Source organism: Streptomyces sp. NPDC111628, from assembly GCF_055635195.1.
The window spans coordinates 162,342-179,831 of sequence record NZ_JBVKBZ010000005.1 but is presented as its reverse complement, the minus strand read 5'-3'; the positions used below and the strand labels follow the sequence as shown (position 1 = coordinate 179,831).

General features: G+C 72.1%; 16 protein-coding genes. 6 read left to right on the top strand and 10 right to left on the bottom strand.

What is annotated here, in order from left to right:
• Positions 1–23 precede the first annotated feature (23 nt).
• Both ACZ7MF_RS26655 and ACZ7MF_RS26650 read left to right on the top strand, forming a co-directional pair.
• Positions 24–1,634: a sensor histidine kinase gene (locus ACZ7MF_RS26655; RefSeq protein ID WP_471480363.1), complete on the top strand. Its 1,611-nt coding sequence runs from the start codon at positions 24–26 to the stop codon at positions 1,632–1,634.
• Positions 1,635–1,756: 122 nt separating this feature from the next.
• Entirely contained in the window at positions 1,757–2,803 is a 1,047-nt protein-coding gene (locus tag ACZ7MF_RS26650) for a M23 family metallopeptidase (RefSeq protein WP_471480361.1), read from the top strand.
• A gap of 47 nt (positions 2,804–2,850) precedes the next feature.
• Here ACZ7MF_RS26650 and ACZ7MF_RS26645 read toward each other — a convergent pair whose 3' ends face one another.
• The 6 genes from ACZ7MF_RS26645 to ACZ7MF_RS26620 all read right to left on the bottom strand — a co-directional run bounded on the left by ACZ7MF_RS26645 (position 2,851) and on the right by ACZ7MF_RS26620 (position 8,509).
• Positions 2,851–3,738, bottom strand: coding sequence for an HAD family hydrolase (locus ACZ7MF_RS26645; protein WP_471480359.1), 888 nt, complete (start codon positions 3,736–3,738; stop codon positions 2,851–2,853).
• 86 nt (positions 3,739–3,824) lie between these two features.
• A complete protein-coding gene (locus tag ACZ7MF_RS26640; protein ID WP_471480357.1) occupies positions 3,825–4,730 on the bottom strand; it encodes an LLM class flavin-dependent oxidoreductase in 906 nt (301 codons plus the stop codon).
• 52 nt (positions 4,731–4,782) lie between these two features.
• Positions 4,783–5,241 carry a hypothetical protein gene (locus ACZ7MF_RS26635; RefSeq protein WP_471480355.1) on the bottom strand — a complete coding sequence of 153 codons (459 nt, stop codon included), beginning with the start codon at positions 5,239–5,241 and terminating at the stop codon, positions 4,783–4,785.
• Between the two features lie 6 nt (positions 5,242–5,247).
• On the bottom strand, positions 5,248–5,796 hold the full coding sequence (locus tag ACZ7MF_RS26630) for an RNA 2'-phosphotransferase (RefSeq protein ID WP_471480353.1): 549 nt from the start codon (positions 5,794–5,796) through the stop codon (positions 5,248–5,250).
• Between the two features lie 110 nt (positions 5,797–5,906).
• Entirely contained in the window at positions 5,907–7,664 is a 1,758-nt protein-coding gene (locus ACZ7MF_RS26625) for an SDR family oxidoreductase (protein ID WP_471480351.1), read from the bottom strand.
• Positions 7,661–8,509 (bottom strand): M24 family metallopeptidase, encoded by an 849-nt coding sequence (locus tag ACZ7MF_RS26620; RefSeq protein ID WP_471480349.1) that lies wholly within the window; start codon positions 8,507–8,509, stop codon positions 7,661–7,663. Before ACZ7MF_RS26620 ends, ACZ7MF_RS26625 begins: the two co-directional genes overlap by 4 nt.
• A gap of 254 nt (positions 8,510–8,763) precedes the next feature.
• On the opposite strand from ACZ7MF_RS26620, the gene ACZ7MF_RS26615 reads away from it, so the two are divergent.
• From ACZ7MF_RS26615 to ACZ7MF_RS26600, 4 genes are read left to right on the top strand one after another with little or no spacing between them, the layout of a single operon-like run.
• On the top strand, positions 8,764–9,726 hold the full coding sequence (locus tag ACZ7MF_RS26615; RefSeq protein WP_471481192.1) for an ABC transporter ATP-binding protein: 963 nt from the start codon (positions 8,764–8,766) through the stop codon (positions 9,724–9,726).
• Positions 9,716–10,627 (top strand): ABC transporter permease, encoded by a 912-nt coding sequence (locus ACZ7MF_RS26610; RefSeq protein WP_471480347.1) that lies wholly within the window; start codon positions 9,716–9,718, stop codon positions 10,625–10,627. The genes ACZ7MF_RS26615 and ACZ7MF_RS26610 overlap by 11 nt, the downstream gene beginning before the upstream one ends.
• The gene (locus ACZ7MF_RS26605) at positions 10,624–11,535 is read left to right on the top strand and encodes an ABC transporter ATP-binding protein (RefSeq protein ID WP_361013688.1); all 912 of its coding nucleotides are present in this window, start codon (positions 10,624–10,626) and stop codon (positions 11,533–11,535) included. The genes ACZ7MF_RS26610 and ACZ7MF_RS26605 overlap by 4 nt, the downstream gene beginning before the upstream one ends.
• A gap of 11 nt (positions 11,536–11,546) precedes the next feature.
• The gene (locus ACZ7MF_RS26600) at positions 11,547–12,266 is read left to right on the top strand and encodes an ABC transporter permease (RefSeq protein ID WP_356866741.1); all 720 of its coding nucleotides are present in this window, start codon (positions 11,547–11,549) and stop codon (positions 12,264–12,266) included.
• Positions 12,267–12,487: 221 nt separating this feature from the next.
• On the opposite strand, the gene ACZ7MF_RS26595 is transcribed toward ACZ7MF_RS26600, so the two are convergent.
• The 4 genes from ACZ7MF_RS26595 to efeB form a co-directional block, all read right to left on the bottom strand.
• The gene (locus tag ACZ7MF_RS26595) at positions 12,488–13,330 is read right to left on the bottom strand and encodes an HAD family hydrolase (protein ID WP_471480345.1); all 843 of its coding nucleotides are present in this window, start codon (positions 13,328–13,330) and stop codon (positions 12,488–12,490) included.
• Positions 13,327–14,604, bottom strand: a complete 1,278-nt coding sequence (gene serS, locus ACZ7MF_RS26590) for a serine--tRNA ligase (RefSeq protein WP_003974982.1) — start codon at positions 14,602–14,604, stop codon at positions 13,327–13,329. Before serS ends, ACZ7MF_RS26595 begins: the two co-directional genes overlap by 4 nt.
• Positions 14,605–15,132: 528 nt before the next feature.
• Positions 15,133–16,065, bottom strand: coding sequence for a prephenate dehydratase (pheA, locus tag ACZ7MF_RS26585; protein ID WP_356866736.1), 933 nt, complete (start codon positions 16,063–16,065; stop codon positions 15,133–15,135).
• 80 nt (positions 16,066–16,145) lie between these two features.
• Entirely contained in the window at positions 16,146–17,483 is a 1,338-nt protein-coding gene (gene efeB, locus ACZ7MF_RS26580) for an iron uptake transporter deferrochelatase/peroxidase subunit (protein ID WP_471480343.1), read from the bottom strand.
• Positions 17,484–17,490 lie beyond the last annotated feature (7 nt).

The window sequence follows — 17,490 nt, the reverse complement described above, 5'->3', positions numbered from 1 at the left end:
AAAGGGTTCATTAGGCTCGGGGCATGCCTCCAGCGCCGCCTCCCGGCTCCCCGCCGCCCCGTGCGGGGGCCTCGGCCGAACTACTGGCACGGGTGCCGAAACTGCTGGACGCGATGCGGTCCGTCGGCAGCGGACTGGAGCTGCACTCCACACTGCACCGGATCTGCGAGACGGCCGCCGACCTGGCGCACGCCCGGTACGCGGCCATCGGCGTCGTCGACGAGGACGGCGACGGCCTCGCCGACTTCGTGCACCACGGCCTGGACGAGACGACGGTCCGGCTGTCCGACCTGACCCAGGACCCGCGCTCGCGCGGCTTTCCCGAGCACCATCCGCCGATGCCCAGCTTCCTGGGTGTCCCCATTCGTGTGCAGGGCGAGATCTTCGGCAACCTCTACCTGACCGACAAGCTCGCGGGCGAGCCCTTCGACGACCACGACCTCGCCATGGTCCGGGTCCTGGCCACGGAGGCCGGTATCGCCATCGGCAACGCGCGACTGCACGAGGCCGCCCAGCAGCGGGAGCGGTGGATCGACGGATCGGTCGCCGTCACCACCGCCCTGCTGTCCGGCGGCGACACCGACGACGCCCTGCAGATCGTCGCCGAGCAGGCCCGCCGCCTCTCCGGGGCGGCCGCCGGGGTGGTCCTGCTGCCGGCCGACGGGGGCGGCCTGGAGATCGTGGCCGTCGACGCGCCGCAGCCCACGAACTCCCTCGGCGCGGTCGTCCCACCGGAGAACGGCATCGTGGCGGAACTGCTGGCCGGACGCCCCGTGTTCGTGGACGACGCCGCCACCGACCCCCGCCTGAACGCCGGACCGGCGCGCTCCTACGGCCCGGTCATGCTGGTGCCGCTGTGCCGGGACGGGAAGGTCCTCGGGGGCCTGGTCATGCCGCGCGCCCGGGGGGACCGCCCGTTCACCCGGACGGAGCGCGTGCTCGGCGAGCAGTTCGCCTCGCAGGCCGCGCTGGCGCTCACGATGGCCGAGGCCCAGCGCGACCGGGAACGGCTCGCCGTGTACGAGGACCGGGACCGGATCGCCCGGGACCTGCACGACCTCGTCATCCAGCGGCTGTTCGCGACGGGGATGATGCTGGAGAGCGCCCAGCGCAGGTCGGCCGTGCCCGAGGTGCGCGACGGGGTCGGGGGAGCCGTCGACGAACTCGACGTCACCATCCAGGAGATCCGCTCGGCGATCTTCGCGCTCCAGCAGCCGGCCGAGGCGCCCACGGGACTGCGCACCCGCGTACTGCGCGAGATCACCATGGCCGCCGCCCCGCTGGGCTTCACGCCCTCGCACCGCTTCGTGGGCCCGGTCGACACCGCCGTCGGCGACCTGACCGGCAAGAACCTCATCGCCGCGCTGCGCGAAACCCTGTCCAACGCCTTCCGGCACGCGCACGCCGGCCGCATCGAGGTGGTCGTGGACGCGACGGCGATCCTGCGGGACGGCCGGCCGGGCGTCCGGCTGACCGTCGCGGACGACGGTGTCGGCGTCCCCGAGGGCGGCCGGCGCAGCGGCCTGCGCAACCTGGAGCGCCGCGCCGAGACGGTGGGCGGTGCCAGTCGGCTCGGGCCGGGCATCGGGGCGGACGGCGGTGGCACGACGGTGCTGTGGGAGGCGCCGTACTGAGCGCCGCCGACGCCGCGTTGACCCGTGTGCAGCAGCCGCGCTGAGCCGTGTGCAGCAACGGGTCCCCCACTCGTACGACCTGAACGAGACCCCGGGCGCCGCGCGGGTCCACGATCGCTGACATGCGCTCATCCCGCCGACGTCCGCTGCTGGTTCCGGTGCTGCTGTGCGCACTCGCCCTGCTCGCGGCCCGCCCCACCGACGGCACGGGCGGGGACGCCGGATCCGGCACCGGTCTCGCCCCACAGGTGGCGCGACTGTACGAGGACGCGGCGAAGGCCACCCGCCGGTACGAGGACGGGCGGCGAGAGGCCGAGGCACAACGGTCGAAGGCCCTGGAGTACGAGCGCCGGCTCGACGGGCAACGGCGGAAGACCGACGCCATGCACGAGGACCTGGGTCGCATCGCCCGTGCCCAGTACCGCGACGGCGGGCTTCCGCTCACCGCTCGGATGCTCCTCGCCGACGACCCCGAGGAGCTGATGCGGGGTCAGCGCGTCGTCTCCCGCGCGAACAGCGCCGTGGACAGGGCCATCGGCGCGAACCTGCGGGCCGAGACCCGGCTCGCCGCGGAGGAGGCCAAGGCGCAGGCGGCCTGGCAGGCGCTGGAGAAACGCAACGCCGACCTGGTGAAGCTGAAGAAGAAGATCGAGAACAAGCTGGAGGCGGCCCGGTCGCGGCTGGAAGGACAGGCGGACTCCTCCGTGGCGGCCGGCGCGTGCCCCGGCGCGGTCCGCCTCGACCAGCCGGACGTACCCGCCGGCCCGACCTGGACGGCCCCGGTGGAGGCCTACGAGCTGTCGGCGTCCTTCGGCAGCGGCGGGTCGCGGTGGGCGCACCGGCACACCGGCCAGGACTTCGCGGTGCCGGTCGGGACACCGGTGCGGTCGGTCGGCACGGGCCGGGTCCTGAAGGTGTCCTGCGGCGGGGCCTTCGGCATCCAGGTCGTCATCGAGCACGCGGGCGGCTACTACACGCAGTACGCCCATCTCGCCGCCGTCGCCGTCGACCAGGGCGACCGGGTCGACGCCGGGCAGTGGATCGGGCAGTCCGGCAGCACCGGCAACTCCACCGGCCCCCACCTGCACTTCGAGGTCCGGGTCACCCCGGAGATGGGCTCGGCACTGGACCCGGTGCCGTGGCTGTCGCAGCGCGGGGTGCCGCTGTGACGGCACCGGGCGCCGCGCGGGACCGGGCGGCCCGCCGGGGCGGAGGGTCAGGACAGATCCGCCAGCATCCGCTCGATCACGACCGCCACCCCGTCGTCGTTGTTGGCGACCGTCCGCCCCGATGCGGCGGCGATCACGTCCGGGTGCGCGTTGCCCATCGCGTACGACCGTCCCGCCCAGGTGAGCATCTCGACGTCGTTCGGCATGTCGCCGAAGGCCACCACCTCCTCGTGCGAGATGCCGCGCTCGGCGCAGCACAGGGCGAGCGTGCTGGCCTTGGAGACCTCGGGGCCGCTGATCTCCAGCAGGGCGCTGGGGCTGGACCGGGTGACGTTGGCGCGGTCGCCGATGGCGAGGCGGGCCAGCGTGAGGAAGCCGTCGGGGTCGAGCTCCGGATGGAAGGCAAGGATCTTGAGGACGGGCTGGGTGGCGGCGCGCCCGCCCGGTGCCAGGATCTCCTCGGCGGGCAGAAGGTCGTCGGGGACCTCCATGTGCAGCTTCGGGTACGCCGGTTCCTGGTGGAAGCCGTATGTCTGCTCGACCGCGAACACGGTGCCGGGCGCCGCCTCCCGCAGCAGCCGCACGGCGTCCAGCGCGTTCTCCTGCGGCAGCTCGCGGACCTTCACGAACCTGTGCCTGCCGGGGCCGCCGTGCAGGTCGACCACGGCGGCACCGTTTCCGCAGATGGCGAGGCCGTGCCCGTGGACGTGGGCGCTGACGACGTCCATCCAGCGGGCGGGGCGCCCGGTGACGAAGAAGACCTCGATACCCGCCTTCTCCGCGGCTGCCAGCGCGGCGACCGTACGCGGGGAGACCGACTTGTCGTCGCGCAGCAGGGTGCCGTCGAGGTCGGTGGCGATGAGTCGCGGGCGGGTGGCGGCGGCCGGGGGCTCGGGCTGTCGGGTCGCTGAGGTCACCCGGTCATTGTCACGCATATGCGTGCACGCCCGTGCGCGGCTCCGCACATATGTGAGCTACGGCTCTCCTGCCCGGCTCCCGGTCCCCGCTCGATTCCACGCGCTCATTCCTTCAGCTGGGCCAGTGCCTCCATCGCGATCCGCTCGAAGACCTTCTCGTCCGCGGCGAAGTCCGAGTCCGGGATCGGCCAGTGCACGACCAGCTCGGTGAAGCCCAGGTCGCGGTGGCGTCCGGCGAAGTCCACGAACGCGTCCACGGACTCCAGCGGGCGGCTCCGGTCCGGCGTGAAGCCGGTGAGGAGGGCCCGGTCCAGCTCGCCCGCCTCGCGGCCGATCGCGGCACAGGCGTCGGCCAGCCGGTCGCCCTGCTGCCGCAGCGCCCGGTCCGACTGCTGGGGGGTGCCGTTCTCGAACAGCTTCGGGTCGCCGGTGGTCACCCACGCCTGCCCGTGGCGGGCGGCGAGCGCCAGCCCCCGCGGACCGGTCGCGGCCACCGCGAAGGGCAGCCGGGGCCGCTGCACGCAGCCCGGGATGTTGCGGGCCTCGTGCGCCGAGTAGAAGTCGCCCTCGTACGACACGGCGTCCTCGGTCAGCAGCCGGTCGAGCAGCGGCAGGAACTCGCCGAACCGGTCCGCCCGCTCCCGCGGCGTCCACGGCTCCTGGCCCAGCGCGGTGGCGTCGAAGCCGGTGCCGCCCGCTCCTATCCCGAGCGTGATCCGCCCGCCGGAGATGTCGTCGAGGGAGATCAGCTCCTTGGCGAGCGTCACCGGGTGCCGGAAGTTCGGCGAGGTGACCAGGGTGCCAAGACGCAGTCGCTCGGTCACCGCCGCGGCGGCGGTGAGGGTCGGCACGGCACCGAACCACGGGCCGTCCCGGAAGCTGCGCCAGGAGAGGTGGTCGTAGGTGTACGCGGTGTGGAAGCCGAGCTGCTCGGCCCGCGTCCAGGTCGAACGGCCGCCCTCGTGCCAGCGGCGGTACGGAAGGATCACGGTGCTCAGGCGCAGACTCATGTCTCCGAGCCTAAGCGGCCGCCCCCGGTTTCACGTGAAACAGCCTCCGCCGTCACCGTACGCGACTGCTCAGCCACGGTGTGAGCAGCAGCATCGACACGTGCTCCTTGTGGGCCCGGTCGCCCGGCAGCGGAACGATCAGGCGGTACCCGGGCGGGAAGCGGCGCCCGTGGACGTGGGCGAGGCTGCCGAAGACGGAGCGCAGGAACGCGGGCACGTCGTCACGTTCGACATCGGGAAACTCCACGTTCTCGACGGTGATCAGGGCGTCGCCCTCGTGGAAGAGCCGCACGCTCACCCGGGGGACGCCGCCGAACTCGACGAACGCCTCGTGCGGGAGAGAGCCGTCGGTGTCGGTGGTCACCCCCACCCCGGCGGCGCTGTGGCGGGAGGTCTGGTCGGCGCCGATGTCGTCGGTGACCTCGATCTCCAGCGCGTACTCCTCGGCGACGGCGCGGAGGGCGGTCACGGCGGACTGGGTGGTGGGCAGGTGCTCCATGCCCTCGATCATGCGGGGTCAGTGCGGAGCGGGAAAGCGCAGATAGCGGAACGGCACGTGCTGCGTGAGCCAGACCCCGTTCGCGCTGACGTGGAAGATGTGGCCGTCGCGGTGCATGGCTGCGGCGTCCACCGGGAGGACGACCGGCCGGCCACGGCGGGCCCCGACCCGGGCCGCGGTCTCGCGGTCCGGCGAGAGGTGGACGTCGTGCCGGTTCATCGGCCGCAGGCCCTCCGCCCGAATGGCCTCCAGATGCCGGGCCACGGTCCCGTGGTAGAGGTACGGCGGCGGGGTGGCCACGGGCAGCCGGAGATCCACGTCGACGCTGTGGCCCTGACTGGCCCGGATGCGGGTGCCCTCCACCGCGAAGCGCCGCTTGTCGTTGGTGGCGACCACGTGGTCGAGCTCCTGGCGGGTGAAGGGGAAGCCGTGCGCGGCCGCCGCGGCGACGAGCGTGTCGATCTCGACCCAACCGCCCTCGTCGAGCGTGAGCCCGATCCTCTCCGGCTGGTGGCGCAGGTGCTTGGACAGATACTTGGACACCTTCACCGTGCGTTCCTGTTGCATGGCACCAGCCTGCCTAGTGAGACGCGTGTCACGCGATCGATTTTGCCGCCAGGGTTTGATCCACAGTCAAGTCGAGTTATCCACAGGCTGGTTGGGGGATCCTGTGGAAACTACAGGGGCGGCTTCACCCGGGCGAGGCGCCGCAGCATCCGGGGTGCGAAGCGGGACATGAGGTGGGCGCCGCGCGCCTCCGGCGTCACCGGGACCACCGCCCTGTTGCGCACGACCGCCTCCAGGACGGCGTCCGCCACCTTCTCCGGCGGGTAGTTGCGCGCACCGTACAGCCGGGCGGTGCGTCGCTGCCGGCGCTTCTCCTCCTCGGCGTCCACGCCCGCGAAGTGCGCGGTGGACGTGATGTTGGTGTTGACCAGGCCGGGGCAGATCGCCGTGACGCCGATGCCCCGGTCGGCCAGCTCGGCGCGCAGGCACTCGCTCAGCATCAGCACGGCCGCCTTCGAGGTGCCGTAGGCGGGCAGCGCCCTGGAGGGCTGGAAGGCCGCCGCCGACGCGGTGTTGACGATGTGGCCGCCCTGCCCGCGCTCGGCCATCTGCCGGCCGAACAGACGGCAGCCGTGGATCACGCCCCACAGGTTGACGTCGAGGACCTTCTTCCAGTCCTCCGGCGTGGTGTCGAAGAAGGAGCCCGACAGGCCGATCCCGGCATTGTTCACCAGCACGTCCACCACGCCGTACTCGGCGGCGACCCTGGCCGCCAGCTTCTCCATGGCCTGCTCGTCGGAGACGTCGACGGTCTCGGCCCAGGCGGCCGGAGCACCGATCAGCCGGGCCAGCTCCGCGGTCCGGGCGGCGGCCTCGGCGTCCCGGTCGACGGCCACCACGCGCGCGCCGGCCTCGGCGAACGCGAACGCCGTCGCCCGCCCGATGCCGCTGCCCGCACCGGTGACCAGGACCAGCTGACCACCGAAGCGGTCGGCGTACTTGCCGTTCGCCCCGGTCCCGGAGCGGCCGTCCTCGACGGCGGTGACGAACTCCGTGATCCAGTCCGCCAGCCGGTCCGGCCGGGTGCGCGGCACCCAGTGCTTCGCGGGCAGCGTGCGCCGGGTGAGCCGCGGCGCCCACAGCTCAAGACCGTCGTAGAGCCGCTCGGAGAGGAACGCGTCGCCCAGGGGCGTGATGAGCTGCACGGGCGCGTGCGCGTAGGCGTCCTCGCGCGGCCTGCGCAGCCGGGGCCGGACGTTGTCCCGGTAGAGCCACGCCCCGTGTGCGGCGTCCGACGGCAGGGACGGGGTCGGGTAGTCGCCGCCGGGCACTTTCTCGACGCGCTCCAGGATGCCGGGCCAACGCCTGCCGAGGGGGCCGCGCCAGGCCAGTTCCGGGAGCACGGGGGTGTGCAGCAGGTAGACGTACCAGGACTTGGCGCCCTGGCCGAGGAGCTGCCCGACCCGGCGCGGGGAGGGACGCCTCAGGCGCTTGTTGATCCAGTGCCCGAAGTGGTCGAGGGAGGGCCCGGACATCGAGGTGAAGGAGGCGATGCGGCCCTCGGTGCGCTTGACCGTGACGAACTCCCAGGACTGCACCGATCCCCAGTCGTGGCCCACCAGGTGCACCGGACGGCCCGGGCTGACCGCGTCGGCCACCGCCAGGAAGTCGTCCGTCAGTTTCTCCAGCGTGAACCCGCCCCGCAGCGGGCTCGGCGCGGTGGACCGGCCGTGGCCGCGGACGTCGTAGAGGACCACGTGGAAGGCGTCGGCCAGGCGGGCGGCGACCTCGGACCAGACCTCCTTGCTGTCCGGGTAGCCGTGCACCAGGACGACCGTGGGCCGCCGCGGATCGCCCAGCTCCGCCACGCACAGCTCGACCCCGCCCGTGCGCACCCGGCGCTCCCGCGCACCCTCCAGCACCGTCATGTCTCCTCCGCCCAGCGCCGCACGTGCGGCAGATCGTCGTCCAGCCAGAAGGCGCTCTCCTCGGGATCCGCGGAGTCGGTGACGACCAGGATCTCCTCGAACTTCGCGCCCGTACCCCGGAAACCGAGGTGGGGTTCGACCGCCCACAGCCCCGCCCGGGGCGGGTGGTCGGAGAAGCGGTACGGGGACCACAGCGGGGACCAGCCCTCGCGGTGGCCGTGCAGCGCGTCGCCGGCCAGCCCCTTGAGCGACTGCGTGCCGAAGCCGAACAGGCGCGGGGACAGCCGCCGTTCCCGCACCCGGTCCACCTTGTGGGCGATGACGCCGAAGGGATAGGCGCGGTGCCGGTTGGCACAGCCCTGGCGGACCATGAGGCGGTCCACGTCCTCGTAGATCTCCCGCAGCGGCCTGCGTGCGCGCACCTCGCGCAGGATCAGCTCGCGGTGCGCCGCCAGGTCGGCCGCCAGCCGGTGCTGCACCGGGTTGGGACCGAGCGCCCCGGAGTAGCCGATGTCGGCGGTGAATCCCCGGTACACCGGGGCCATGTCCAGGATGAACGGCATCCCCGGCTCCAGCCGGCGGTTCGTGGGGAAGAACTGCAACGGCACCCGGAAGCCGGTGAACGCCGTGCGGTCGCCGAACCAGGCGAAGGGCAGGTGGAACCAGTCCCGCACGCCCCGCGCCCGCAGCCACGCGCGCTGCATGCGGGCCGCCTCGCGCTCGGTCACGCCCGGTTCCAGCCGGGCGGCCACGGCCTCGGCGCACTCGTAGGCGAGACGCTGCACCTCGCGGAACCCCCGCAGTTCCGCGCGGAGTCCGGCCGCCGTCGTCGTCGTGCCACCCATGCCGTGCCACCCCCGTTTCGCCGTCCCGGCGCGGTCCGCGCGGACCGTGCTACTCGCCCGTAACGTGACGTCGCCGAATCTCCCAGTTGTTAGACCCGACGTCAATAGGATGGCCGGTGCGGCCTCGGAAACCGGTGCCGTGGCTCTCAGGTACGGCATCCCCTACGGGCCCGTACTACTCGAGACTGACGCCAAGACGGCTCTGCGGTCTGACGACCGCAGTGGCGGGCGTCACTACTGTCATCGATGTGACTGTGATCGCGACCGAAAGCCTGAGCAAGCGGTTCCCCCGGGTGACCGCGCTCGACCGGCTCTCCGTGGACGTCGGACCCGGTGTGACCGGACTCGTCGGTGCCAACGGCGCCGGCAAGTCCACCCTGATCAAGATCCTGCTGGGTCTGTCTCCCGCCACCGAGGGCCGGGCCGAAGTGCTCGGACTCGATGTCGCCACCAAGGGCGCCGACATCCGCGAGCGGGTCGGCTACATGCCGGAGCACGACTGCCTGCCACCCGACGTCTCGGCCACCGAGTTCGTCGTCCACATGGCACGCATGTCCGGCCTGCCGCCCACCGCCGCCCGCGAGCGCACCGCCGACACCCTGCGCCACGTCGGCCTCTACGAGGAGCGCTACCGCCCCATCGGCGGCTACTCGACGGGCATGAAGCAGCGGGTGAAGCTCGCGCAGGCCCTCGTGCACGACCCCCAGCTGGTCTTCCTCGACGAGCCGACCAACGGCCTCGACCCGGTCGGCCGCGACGAGATGCTCGGCCTCATCCGCCGCATCCACACCGACTTCGGCATCTCCGTCCTGGTCACCTCGCACCTGCTGGGCGAACTGGAACGCACCTGCGACCACGTCGTCGTCGTGGACGGCGGCAAGCTGCTGCGCTCCAGCTCCACCACGGACTTCACCCAGACCACCACGACCCTCGCGATCGAGGTCACCGACACCGACGCACACCCCGACGGCACCCGCGCGGTGCGCGACGCGCTCGACGCGCGCGGGGTCACCGTCCAGGACGGCAGCGGCCTGCCCGGCGCCGGCCACGTCCTGCTGCTCACCTCGGCGGGCGAGGAGACCTACGACTTGGTCCGCGACGTCATAGCCGACCTCGGCGTCGGCCTGGTCCGCATGGAGCAGCGCCGGCACCACATCTCGGAGGTCTTCACCGACAGCGACGCAGAACGGAAGGAGGCGGTCGGCCATGGCAGCTGAACAGCCCACAGCCACGGTGGCACCGGGTGACCAGACCCGCATCCACAACATCGGCTACCGCAGCTACGACGGCCCCCGCCTCGGCCGCGCCTACGCCCGCCGCTCGCTGTACTCGCAGTCCCTGCGCGGTGCCTACGGCCTCGGCCGCTCGGCCAAGTCCAAGGTGCTGCCGATGCTGCTCTTCGTGGTGATGTGCCTCCCGGCGGGGATCATGGTCGCGGTCGCCGTCGCCACCAAGGCCAACGACCTGCCCGTGGACTACACGCGCTACGCGATCGTCCTGCAGGCCGTCATCAGTCTCTACGTCGCGGCCCAGGCCCCGCAGTCCGTCTCGCGCGACCTGCGCTTCAAGACCGTGCCGCTGTACTTCTCCCGGCCGATCGAGACCTCCGACTACGTGCGCGCCAAGTACGCCTCGCTGGCCTCGGCCCTGTTCATCCTCACCGCCGCACCCCTGCTGGTGCTCTACGTGGGTGCGCTGCTCGCCAAACTCGACTTCGCGGACCAGACCAAGGGGTTCGCCCAGGGACTGGTCTCCGTGGCACTGCTCTCCCTGCTCTTCGCCGGCCTCGGCCTGGTCGTCGCGTCGGTCACCCCCCGCCGAGGCTTCGGCATCGCGGCCGTCATCGCCGTCCTGACCATCACCTACGGCGCGGTCTCCACGCTCCAGGCCATCGCGGACGTCCAGGGCAGCTCCGGGGCCGTCGCCTGGATAGGCCTGTTCTCGCCGATCACCCTCATCGACGGAGTGCAGTCCGCCTTCCTGGGCGCCACCTCCGCCTCCCCCGGCGGGGTAGGCCCGAGCAACGCCGAGGGCGCGGTCTACGTCCTCGTCACCCTCGGCCTGATCGCCGGCGCCTACGGCCTGCTGATGCGCCGCTACAAGAAGGTGGGACTGTGACCACGCTGAACATCGACCACGTCTCCCGCTGGTTCGGCAACGTGGTCGCCGTCAACGACATCACCATGACGATCGGCCCCGGCGTCACCGGCCTGCTCGGCCCGAACGGCGCGGGAAAGTCCACCCTCATCAACATGATGGGCGGCTTCCTCGCCCCCTCCACCGGCAGCGTCACCCTCGACGGCCAGCCGGTCTGGCGCAACGAGGACATCTACAAGCACATCGGCATCGTCCCCGAGCGGGAGGCGATGTACGACTTCCTCACCGGCCGCGAGTTCGTCCTCGCCAACGCCGAACTGCACGGGCTGGGCGCCAAGGCCGCCGACGAGGCCCTCGCCACCGTGGAGATGGCCTACGCCCAGGACCGCAAGATCGCCACATACTCCAAGGGCATGCGCCAGCGCGTGAAGATGGCCTCCGCCCTCGTCCACCAGCCGTCGCTGCTCCTGCTCGACGAGCCGTTCAACGGCATGGACCCGCGCCAGCGCATGCAGCTGATGGACCTGCTGCGGCGCATGGGCGACGAGGGCCGCACCGTGCTGTTCTCCTCGCACATCCTGGAAGAGGTCGAACAGCTCGCCTGGCACATCGAGGTCATCGTCGCCGGACGCCACGCGGCCAGCGGCGACTTCCGCAAGATCCGCCGCCTGATGACCGACCGGCCGCACCGCTACCTGGTGCGTTCCAGCGACGACCGGGCCCTCGCGGCCGCGCTGATCGCCGACCCGTCGACGTCCGGCATCGAGGTCGACCTCGCCGAGGGCGCCCTGCGCATCCAGGCCGTCGACTTCGGCCGGTTCACGGTCCTGCTGCCGAAGGTCGCCCGCGACCACGGCATCCGGCTGCTCACGGTCTCGCCGTCCGACGAGTCCCTCGAGTCCGTCTTCTCGTATCTCGTCGCGGCGTAGGAGGCCGAAGAATGTACGACCCCACAGTCGCCCGACTCACCTACCGGGCCCTGCTCGGCCGCCGCCGGGCCCTCATCCTGGGCGTGCTCCCCCTGCTGCTGCTCGTCATCGCCGTCGCGGTGCGCGCGCTCGCCGGAGCCGACGACCAGACCTCGGTCGACGTGCTGGGCGGGTTCGCCCTCGCCACCATGGTGCCGATCATCGGCGTCATCGCCGGTACCGGCGCCATCGGCCCGGAGATCGACGACGGCTCGGTGGTGTACCTGCTGTCCAAGCCGATCAAGCGGCCGACGATCATCTTCACCAAGCTGATCGTCGCCATAGCCGTGACGATGGTCTTCTCCGCCGTGCCCACGCTGCTCGCGGGCCTGATCCTCAACGGCAACGGCCAGCAGGTCGCCGTCGCCTACACGATCGCCGCGCTGGTCGCCTCCATCGCCTACGCCGCGCTGTTCCTGCTGCTGGGCACGGTGTCCCGGCACGCGGTGGTCTTCGGGCTCGTCTACGCCCTCGTCTGGGAGGCCCTGTTCGGCTCCCTGGTGCCGGGGGCCCGCACGCTGAGCGTCCAGCAGTGGTCGCTGGCGGTGGCCCAGAAGGTCGCCGACGGGAACCTGGTGACCTCCGACGTCGGCCTGACCACCGCGACGGTGCTGCTCGCCGCGGTGACCGTGCTCGCCACCTGGTACGCCGGCCAGAAGCTGCGCTCCCTGACCCTCGCCGGAGAGGAGTGACCGCGAGCCGCCGGTACGCGGCGTACGTCCGCTTTTAATCGGTGGCGCCCGGCTTCCCGTGGCGGCACTGTGGGGGATGCACGAGGACGGACGGCGCCGGCGCAACGGGAGGCCGCTTCGAGCACGCGGGTCACCCCGCGTGGGCCGACCGACGGGGACGCGGGCGCCGTCCGTCCTCGTGCGCCGGGGCCACGTCGAGGGGGCCGGGCCCCGCGTCGGCATCAGGCCGACAGACGCTCCAGGACCACCGCGATGCCGTCCTCGTCGTTGGAGGACGTCACCTCGTCGGCCACCGCCTTCAGCTCCTCGTGGGCGTTGGCCATCGCCACACCCCGGGCCGCCCAGCCGAACATGGGGACGTCGTTGGGCATGTCGCCGAACGCGATCGTGTCGGCGGCCTTCAGACCGAGCCGACGGGCCGCCAGCGACAGCCCCGTGGCCTTGGACAGCCCCAGGGGCAGCAGCTCGACGACGCCCGCCCCCGCCATGACGACCGTGACGAAGCCACCCGCGGCGCGTCGGGCGGTCTCGGCCAGCTCGTCGTCCGACAGGGTCGGATGCTGGATGTAGATCTTGTTCAGCGGCGCCGACCACAGGTCGGAGGCGTCGGTGAAGGGCACGGCCGGCAGGTCGCCCCCGACCGCGTAGCCCGGGCCGACCAGCACGTCGCCCTCCAGGCCGTCCCGGCTCGCCGCCAGGTACAGCGGACCGGTCTCCGCCTCGATCTTGGCCAGCGCCACCCCGGCCAGCTGCCGGTCCAGGGTCACGGAGGTCAGCAGCCGGTGCTCCCCGGCGTGGTAGACCTGCGCGCCCTGGCCGCAGACGGCCAGCCCCTCGTAACCGAGGTCGTCCAGGATGTGCCGGGTCCACGGCACCGCCCGCCCGGTGACCACGATGTGGGCCGCGCCCGCCGCGGTGGCCGCGGCGAGTGCGTCACGGGTGCGCCGCGAGATCGTGTCGTCGCCGCGCAGCAGCGTGCCGTCGAGGTCGGTGGCGATCAGCCGGTAGGGGAAGCCTCCGGCGGGACGCGTGCCGGAGGCCGTGGCGGGACCGGTGTCAGTCACTTGGCCACCGGCTCCAGGACCTCTCGGCCGCCCAGGTACGGGCGCAGCACCTCGGGCACGCGGACGGAGCCGTCGGCCTGCTGGTGGTTCTCCAGGATCGCCACGATGGTGCGCGGAACGGCGCACAGCGTGCCGTTGAGCGTGGCCAGCGGGCGCACCTTCTTGCCCTCGCGGACGCGGATCGACAGCCGGCGGGACTGGAACTCGGTGCAGTCCGAGGTCGAGGTCAGCTCGCGGTACTTGCCCTGGGTCGGGATCCACGCCTCGCAGTCGTACTTGCGGGCGGCCGAGGAGCCCAGGTCGGCCGAGGCCACGTCGATCACCCGGAACGGCAGCTCCAGCGACGTCAGCCACTGCTTCTCCCACTCCAGCAGGCGCTGGTGCTCGGCCTGCGAGTCCTCGGGCAGGACGTAGGAGAACATCTCGACCTTGTCGAACTGGTGCACGCGGAAGATGCCCCGGGTGTCCTTGCCGTGCGAGCCCGCCTCGCGGCGGAAGCAGGGCGAGAAGCCGGCGTAGCGCAGCGGCAGGCGGTCGCCGTCGAGGATCTCGTCCATGTGGTACGCGGCGAGCGGCACCTCGGACGTGCCGACCAGGTACAGGTCGTCCTTGTCGAGGTGGTAGACGTCCTGGGCGGCCTGGCCGAGGAAGCCGGTGCCGGCCATCGACTGCGGGCGCACCAGCGCCGGGGTCAGCATCGGCGTGAAGCCGGCCGCCGTGGCCTGCGCGATCGCCGCGTTGACCAGGGCCAGCTCCAGGAGTGCGCCCACGCCGGTCAGGAAGTAGAAGCGCGAGCCGGAGACCTTGGCGCCGCGCTCCACGTCGATGGCGCCGAGCAGCTGGCCCAGCTCCAGGTGGTCCCTGGGCTCGAAGCCCTCGGCGGCGAAGTCGCGGTGCGTGCCGTGCGTCTCCAGCGTGACGAAGTCCTCCTCGCCGCCGACGGGCACGTCGGGGTGGACGAGGTTGCCGAGCCGCTGGAGCAGCTCCTGGGTCTCGGCGTCGGCCGCGTCGCGCTCGGCGTCGGCGGCCTTGACGTCCGTCTTGAGCTGCTCGGCCCGCTTGAGCAGCTCGGCCTTCTCGTCACCGGCGGCCTTGCCGATCAGCTTGCCGAGGCCCTTCTGCTCGGCGCGCAGCTCGTCGAAGCGGACGCCGGACGACCTGCGCCGTTCGTCGGCGGACAGGAGGGAGTCGACGAGCGCGACGTCCTCTCCACGGGCGCGCTGCGAGGCGCGCACACGGTCGGGGTCCTCACGGAGCAGGCGAAGGTCAATCACGCGGTCAAGGCTACCGGTGCGTGGTGTCGGGTCTCGACCCACTATTGCCGTACGCGGGCCGCGCATCTCCTTCGGCGGGTCAATGAAGCGCTTCGGAATCCCCGGAACGAGGCGCCGCACGGGCGCCGGGTTGACCGGATCTCCTTGTGGAGAACGGGACTTGGGGCCTGACTGTCCACAGGAATCCACAGTCCGGAAAAGTTATCCACAGGGTGTGCGAAAGATCTGTGGATGCACGGAAGTGATCATTCCTCATTCCTGGAGGCGGCCCGTCCAAACCCTCCGGGCCCCCACTTTCGAGTGGAAACGGGGCACCCGGTGTCACTCCGGAGAATGGGGCACAAGAAACAGGTGGACGAAGGGTGACCTGGCCCCCTGTGGGCGAAGCGGGGGGCTGTAGGCGGATATGTCGACTGAATGCCCCTTCGTTGTCGACTTGTCCCCAGGTCGAGAAGCGGACCTGTGGATAACTTCTGTGGACAACGAAAATCAGCAGATAGGCCCGACGTCAGCAGAGGGGCCCGACGGTCAGAACCGGCCGTCCTGGCAGCGCGCCACCCAGTCCGCCGCCGCCACGAACGCCTCGTCCGAGGTGCCCGGACGCAGCGCGTCCACGTCCGCCGGCCGGACCTCCGCCCGCGGATACGAACCGAGGTAGCGCACCTGCAGGCAGGAGCGCTTCAGGCCCATCAGCGCGTCGGCCACCCGGCGGTCGGAGATGTGGCCCTCGGCGTCGATGCAGAAGCAGTAGTTGCCGATCCCGGCGCCCGTGGGCCGGGACTGGAGCAACATCAGGTTGACGCCCCGGGTGGCGAACTCGCCCAGCAGATCGCGCAGGCCGCCGGGGTGGTCGTCGCGCTGCCAGAGCACGACGGACGTCTTGTCCGCCCCGGTCGGTGCCGCGGGCCGGGCCGGGCGGCCCACCAGCACGAAGCGCGTCTGGGCGTTCTCCGCGTCGTGGATGTCGGCCTCCAGCACCTCGAGACCGTAGCGCTCCGCGGCGAACTCCCCGGCGAAGGCGGCGTCGTACCGCCCCTCCTGCACCAGACGGGCGCCGTCCGCGTTGGAGGCGGCCGACTCCCAGGCGACGTCCGGGAGGTGCGCCTTGATCCAGTTGCGGACCTGGGGCTGCGCGGCCGGGTGGGCGGTGACCGTCTTGATGTCCGACAGCTTGGTGCCCGGGCGGACCAGCAGCGCGAAGGTGATGGACAGCAGCACCTCGCGGTAGATCATCAGCGGCTGGCCGGCGACCAGTTCGTCGAGGGTGGTGGTGATGCCGCCCTCGACGGAGTTCTCGATCGGCACGAACGCGGCCTCGGCCTCGCCGGTGCGCACCGCGTCGAGCGCGGACTGCACGGAGACGTAGGGGACCAGTTCCCGGGTCGCCGTCTCCGGGAGAGTGCGCAGGGCGACTTCGGTGAAGGTGCCTTCAGGGCCGAGATACGCGTAACTGGCTGGCATGTCCTCACCCTAATGGGCTCCGGGACACCCGGCTCACGCGTCTCGCACAAGCCCCTCCGCGGGGTGATGCGCCCCCGGATTCACCCCTCCAGCAGCCGCTGACCCACGTACTCTCCCTCCGACGCCCCGCCCGGCACCGCGAACAGGCCGCTCGCCTCGTGCCGGATGAACTTCGACAGCGCGTCGCCCCGGTCCAGCTTGCGCTGCACGGGCACGAAGCCCCGCAGCGGATCGGCCTGCCAGCAGACGAAGAGCAGGCCGGCGTCCGGGACGCCGTCGGCGTCGAAGCCGTCGTGGTACGAGAAGGGCCGGCGGACCATCGCCGCGCCGCCGTTCTGGTCGGGGCGGGTGATCCGGGCGTGGGCGTTGATCGGAACGACGAGCTCTCCGGACCCGTCCGTCTTCTCCAGGTCCATCTCCGTCGTCTCGGTGGCCCCGCTCGCTCCGGACAGCGGCGCCCCGTCGGACTTCCGGCGCCCGATGACGTCCTCCTGCGCCTTGAGCGACAGTTCCTCCCAGTCGTCGAGGAGCATCCGGATGCGGCGTACGACGACGTAGGAGCCGTTCGCCATCCAGGCCGGTCCGCCCTTCCCGGACTCGGGCTCCTCGGGGACGAAGATCCGCCGGTCGAAGTCGGCCTCGCCGGGCTTCGGGTTGCGGGTGCCGTCGACCTGGCCCATGAGGTTGCGGGCGGTCATGGGGTGGGCGGTGGCGCCGGGGGAACGGTTGAAGCCGTTCATCTGCCAGCGGACGCGGGCGGCGGCCCCGGCGTTCCGCTGGATCGCGCGCAGGGCGTGGAAGGCCACCAGCGCGTCGTCGGCGCCGATCTGCACCCACAGGTCGCCGTTGCTGCGGTTCTTGTCGAGGTGGTCGGAGGAGAAGTCGGGGAGCGGGTCGAGCGCGACCGGGCGCTGCTTCTCCAGACCGGTCCGGCCGAAGAAGCCGTGCCCGAACCCGAAGGTGATGGTCAGCGAGGAGGGCCCGGCGTCCCTCGCCACGTCCGTGTCACGGCTGCCGGCCGGCTCGCCCGCCATCAGCCGCCGGGCCGTGTCGGACCAGCGGCGCAGCAGCGCGGCGGCCTCCTTGCGTCCGGCGCCCGGGGCGAGGTCGAAGGCGACGAGGTGCCCGCGGGCCTGCATGGGGGTGGTGATGCCGGGCTGATGTTTCCCGTGAAACATCGCCCGCTCGCTGCCGAGCGAGGTGAGGGGGGTGGCGGCGGACGAGGGTGCGGCGGCGTAGCCCGCGGCGGCGCCCGCCGCGCCGAGGACGAGCCCGGTGGCACCGGCGGTGCCGAGCAGTCGCCGGCGCGACACGCCCTCGGGGGCGGTGGCGGCGCCGGCGTTCTCGGAGTCGAGCGGTCCGGGCGTCCCGCGGGTCGCCTCGGGCTCTCGGGCCTGCGGAATGGACTGGTCGGGCATGGTGCGG

Excerpts from the sequence above, each read along its gene's own strand:
- ACZ7MF_RS26610 (WP_471480347.1), top strand. The coding sequence starts at position 9,716 with ATGGCAGCTGAACAGCCCACAGCCACGGTGGCACCGGGTGACCAGACC.
- ACZ7MF_RS26630 (WP_471480353.1), bottom strand. The coding sequence starts at position 5,796 with ATGCAACAGGAACGCACGGTGAAGGTGTCCAAGTATCTGTCCAAGCAC.
- ACZ7MF_RS26650 (WP_471480361.1), top strand. The coding sequence starts at position 1,757 with ATGCGCTCATCCCGCCGACGTCCGCTGCTGGTTCCGGTGCTGCTGTGC.
- ACZ7MF_RS26620 (WP_471480349.1), bottom strand. The coding sequence starts at position 8,509 with ATGGGTGGCACGACGACGACGGCGGCCGGACTCCGCGCGGAACTGCGG.
- ACZ7MF_RS26645 (WP_471480359.1), bottom strand. The coding sequence starts at position 3,738 with ATGCGTGACAATGACCGGGTGACCTCAGCGACCCGACAGCCCGAGCCC.
- ACZ7MF_RS26640 (WP_471480357.1), bottom strand. The coding sequence starts at position 4,730 with ATGAGTCTGCGCCTGAGCACCGTGATCCTTCCGTACCGCCGCTGGCAC.
- ACZ7MF_RS26625 (WP_471480351.1), bottom strand. The coding sequence starts at position 7,664 with ATGACGGTGCTGGAGGGTGCGCGGGAGCGCCGGGTGCGCACGGGCGGG.
- ACZ7MF_RS26655 (WP_471480363.1), top strand. The coding sequence starts at position 24 with ATGCCTCCAGCGCCGCCTCCCGGCTCCCCGCCGCCCCGTGCGGGGGCC.
- efeB (WP_471480343.1), bottom strand. The coding sequence starts at position 17,483 with ATGCCCGACCAGTCCATTCCGCAGGCCCGAGAGCCCGAGGCGACCCGC.
- ACZ7MF_RS26600 (WP_356866741.1), top strand. The coding sequence starts at position 11,547 with ATGTACGACCCCACAGTCGCCCGACTCACCTACCGGGCCCTGCTCGGC.
- pheA (WP_356866736.1), bottom strand. The coding sequence starts at position 16,065 with ATGCCAGCCAGTTACGCGTATCTCGGCCCTGAAGGCACCTTCACCGAA.
- ACZ7MF_RS26635 (WP_471480355.1), bottom strand. The coding sequence starts at position 5,241 with ATGATCGAGGGCATGGAGCACCTGCCCACCACCCAGTCCGCCGTGACC.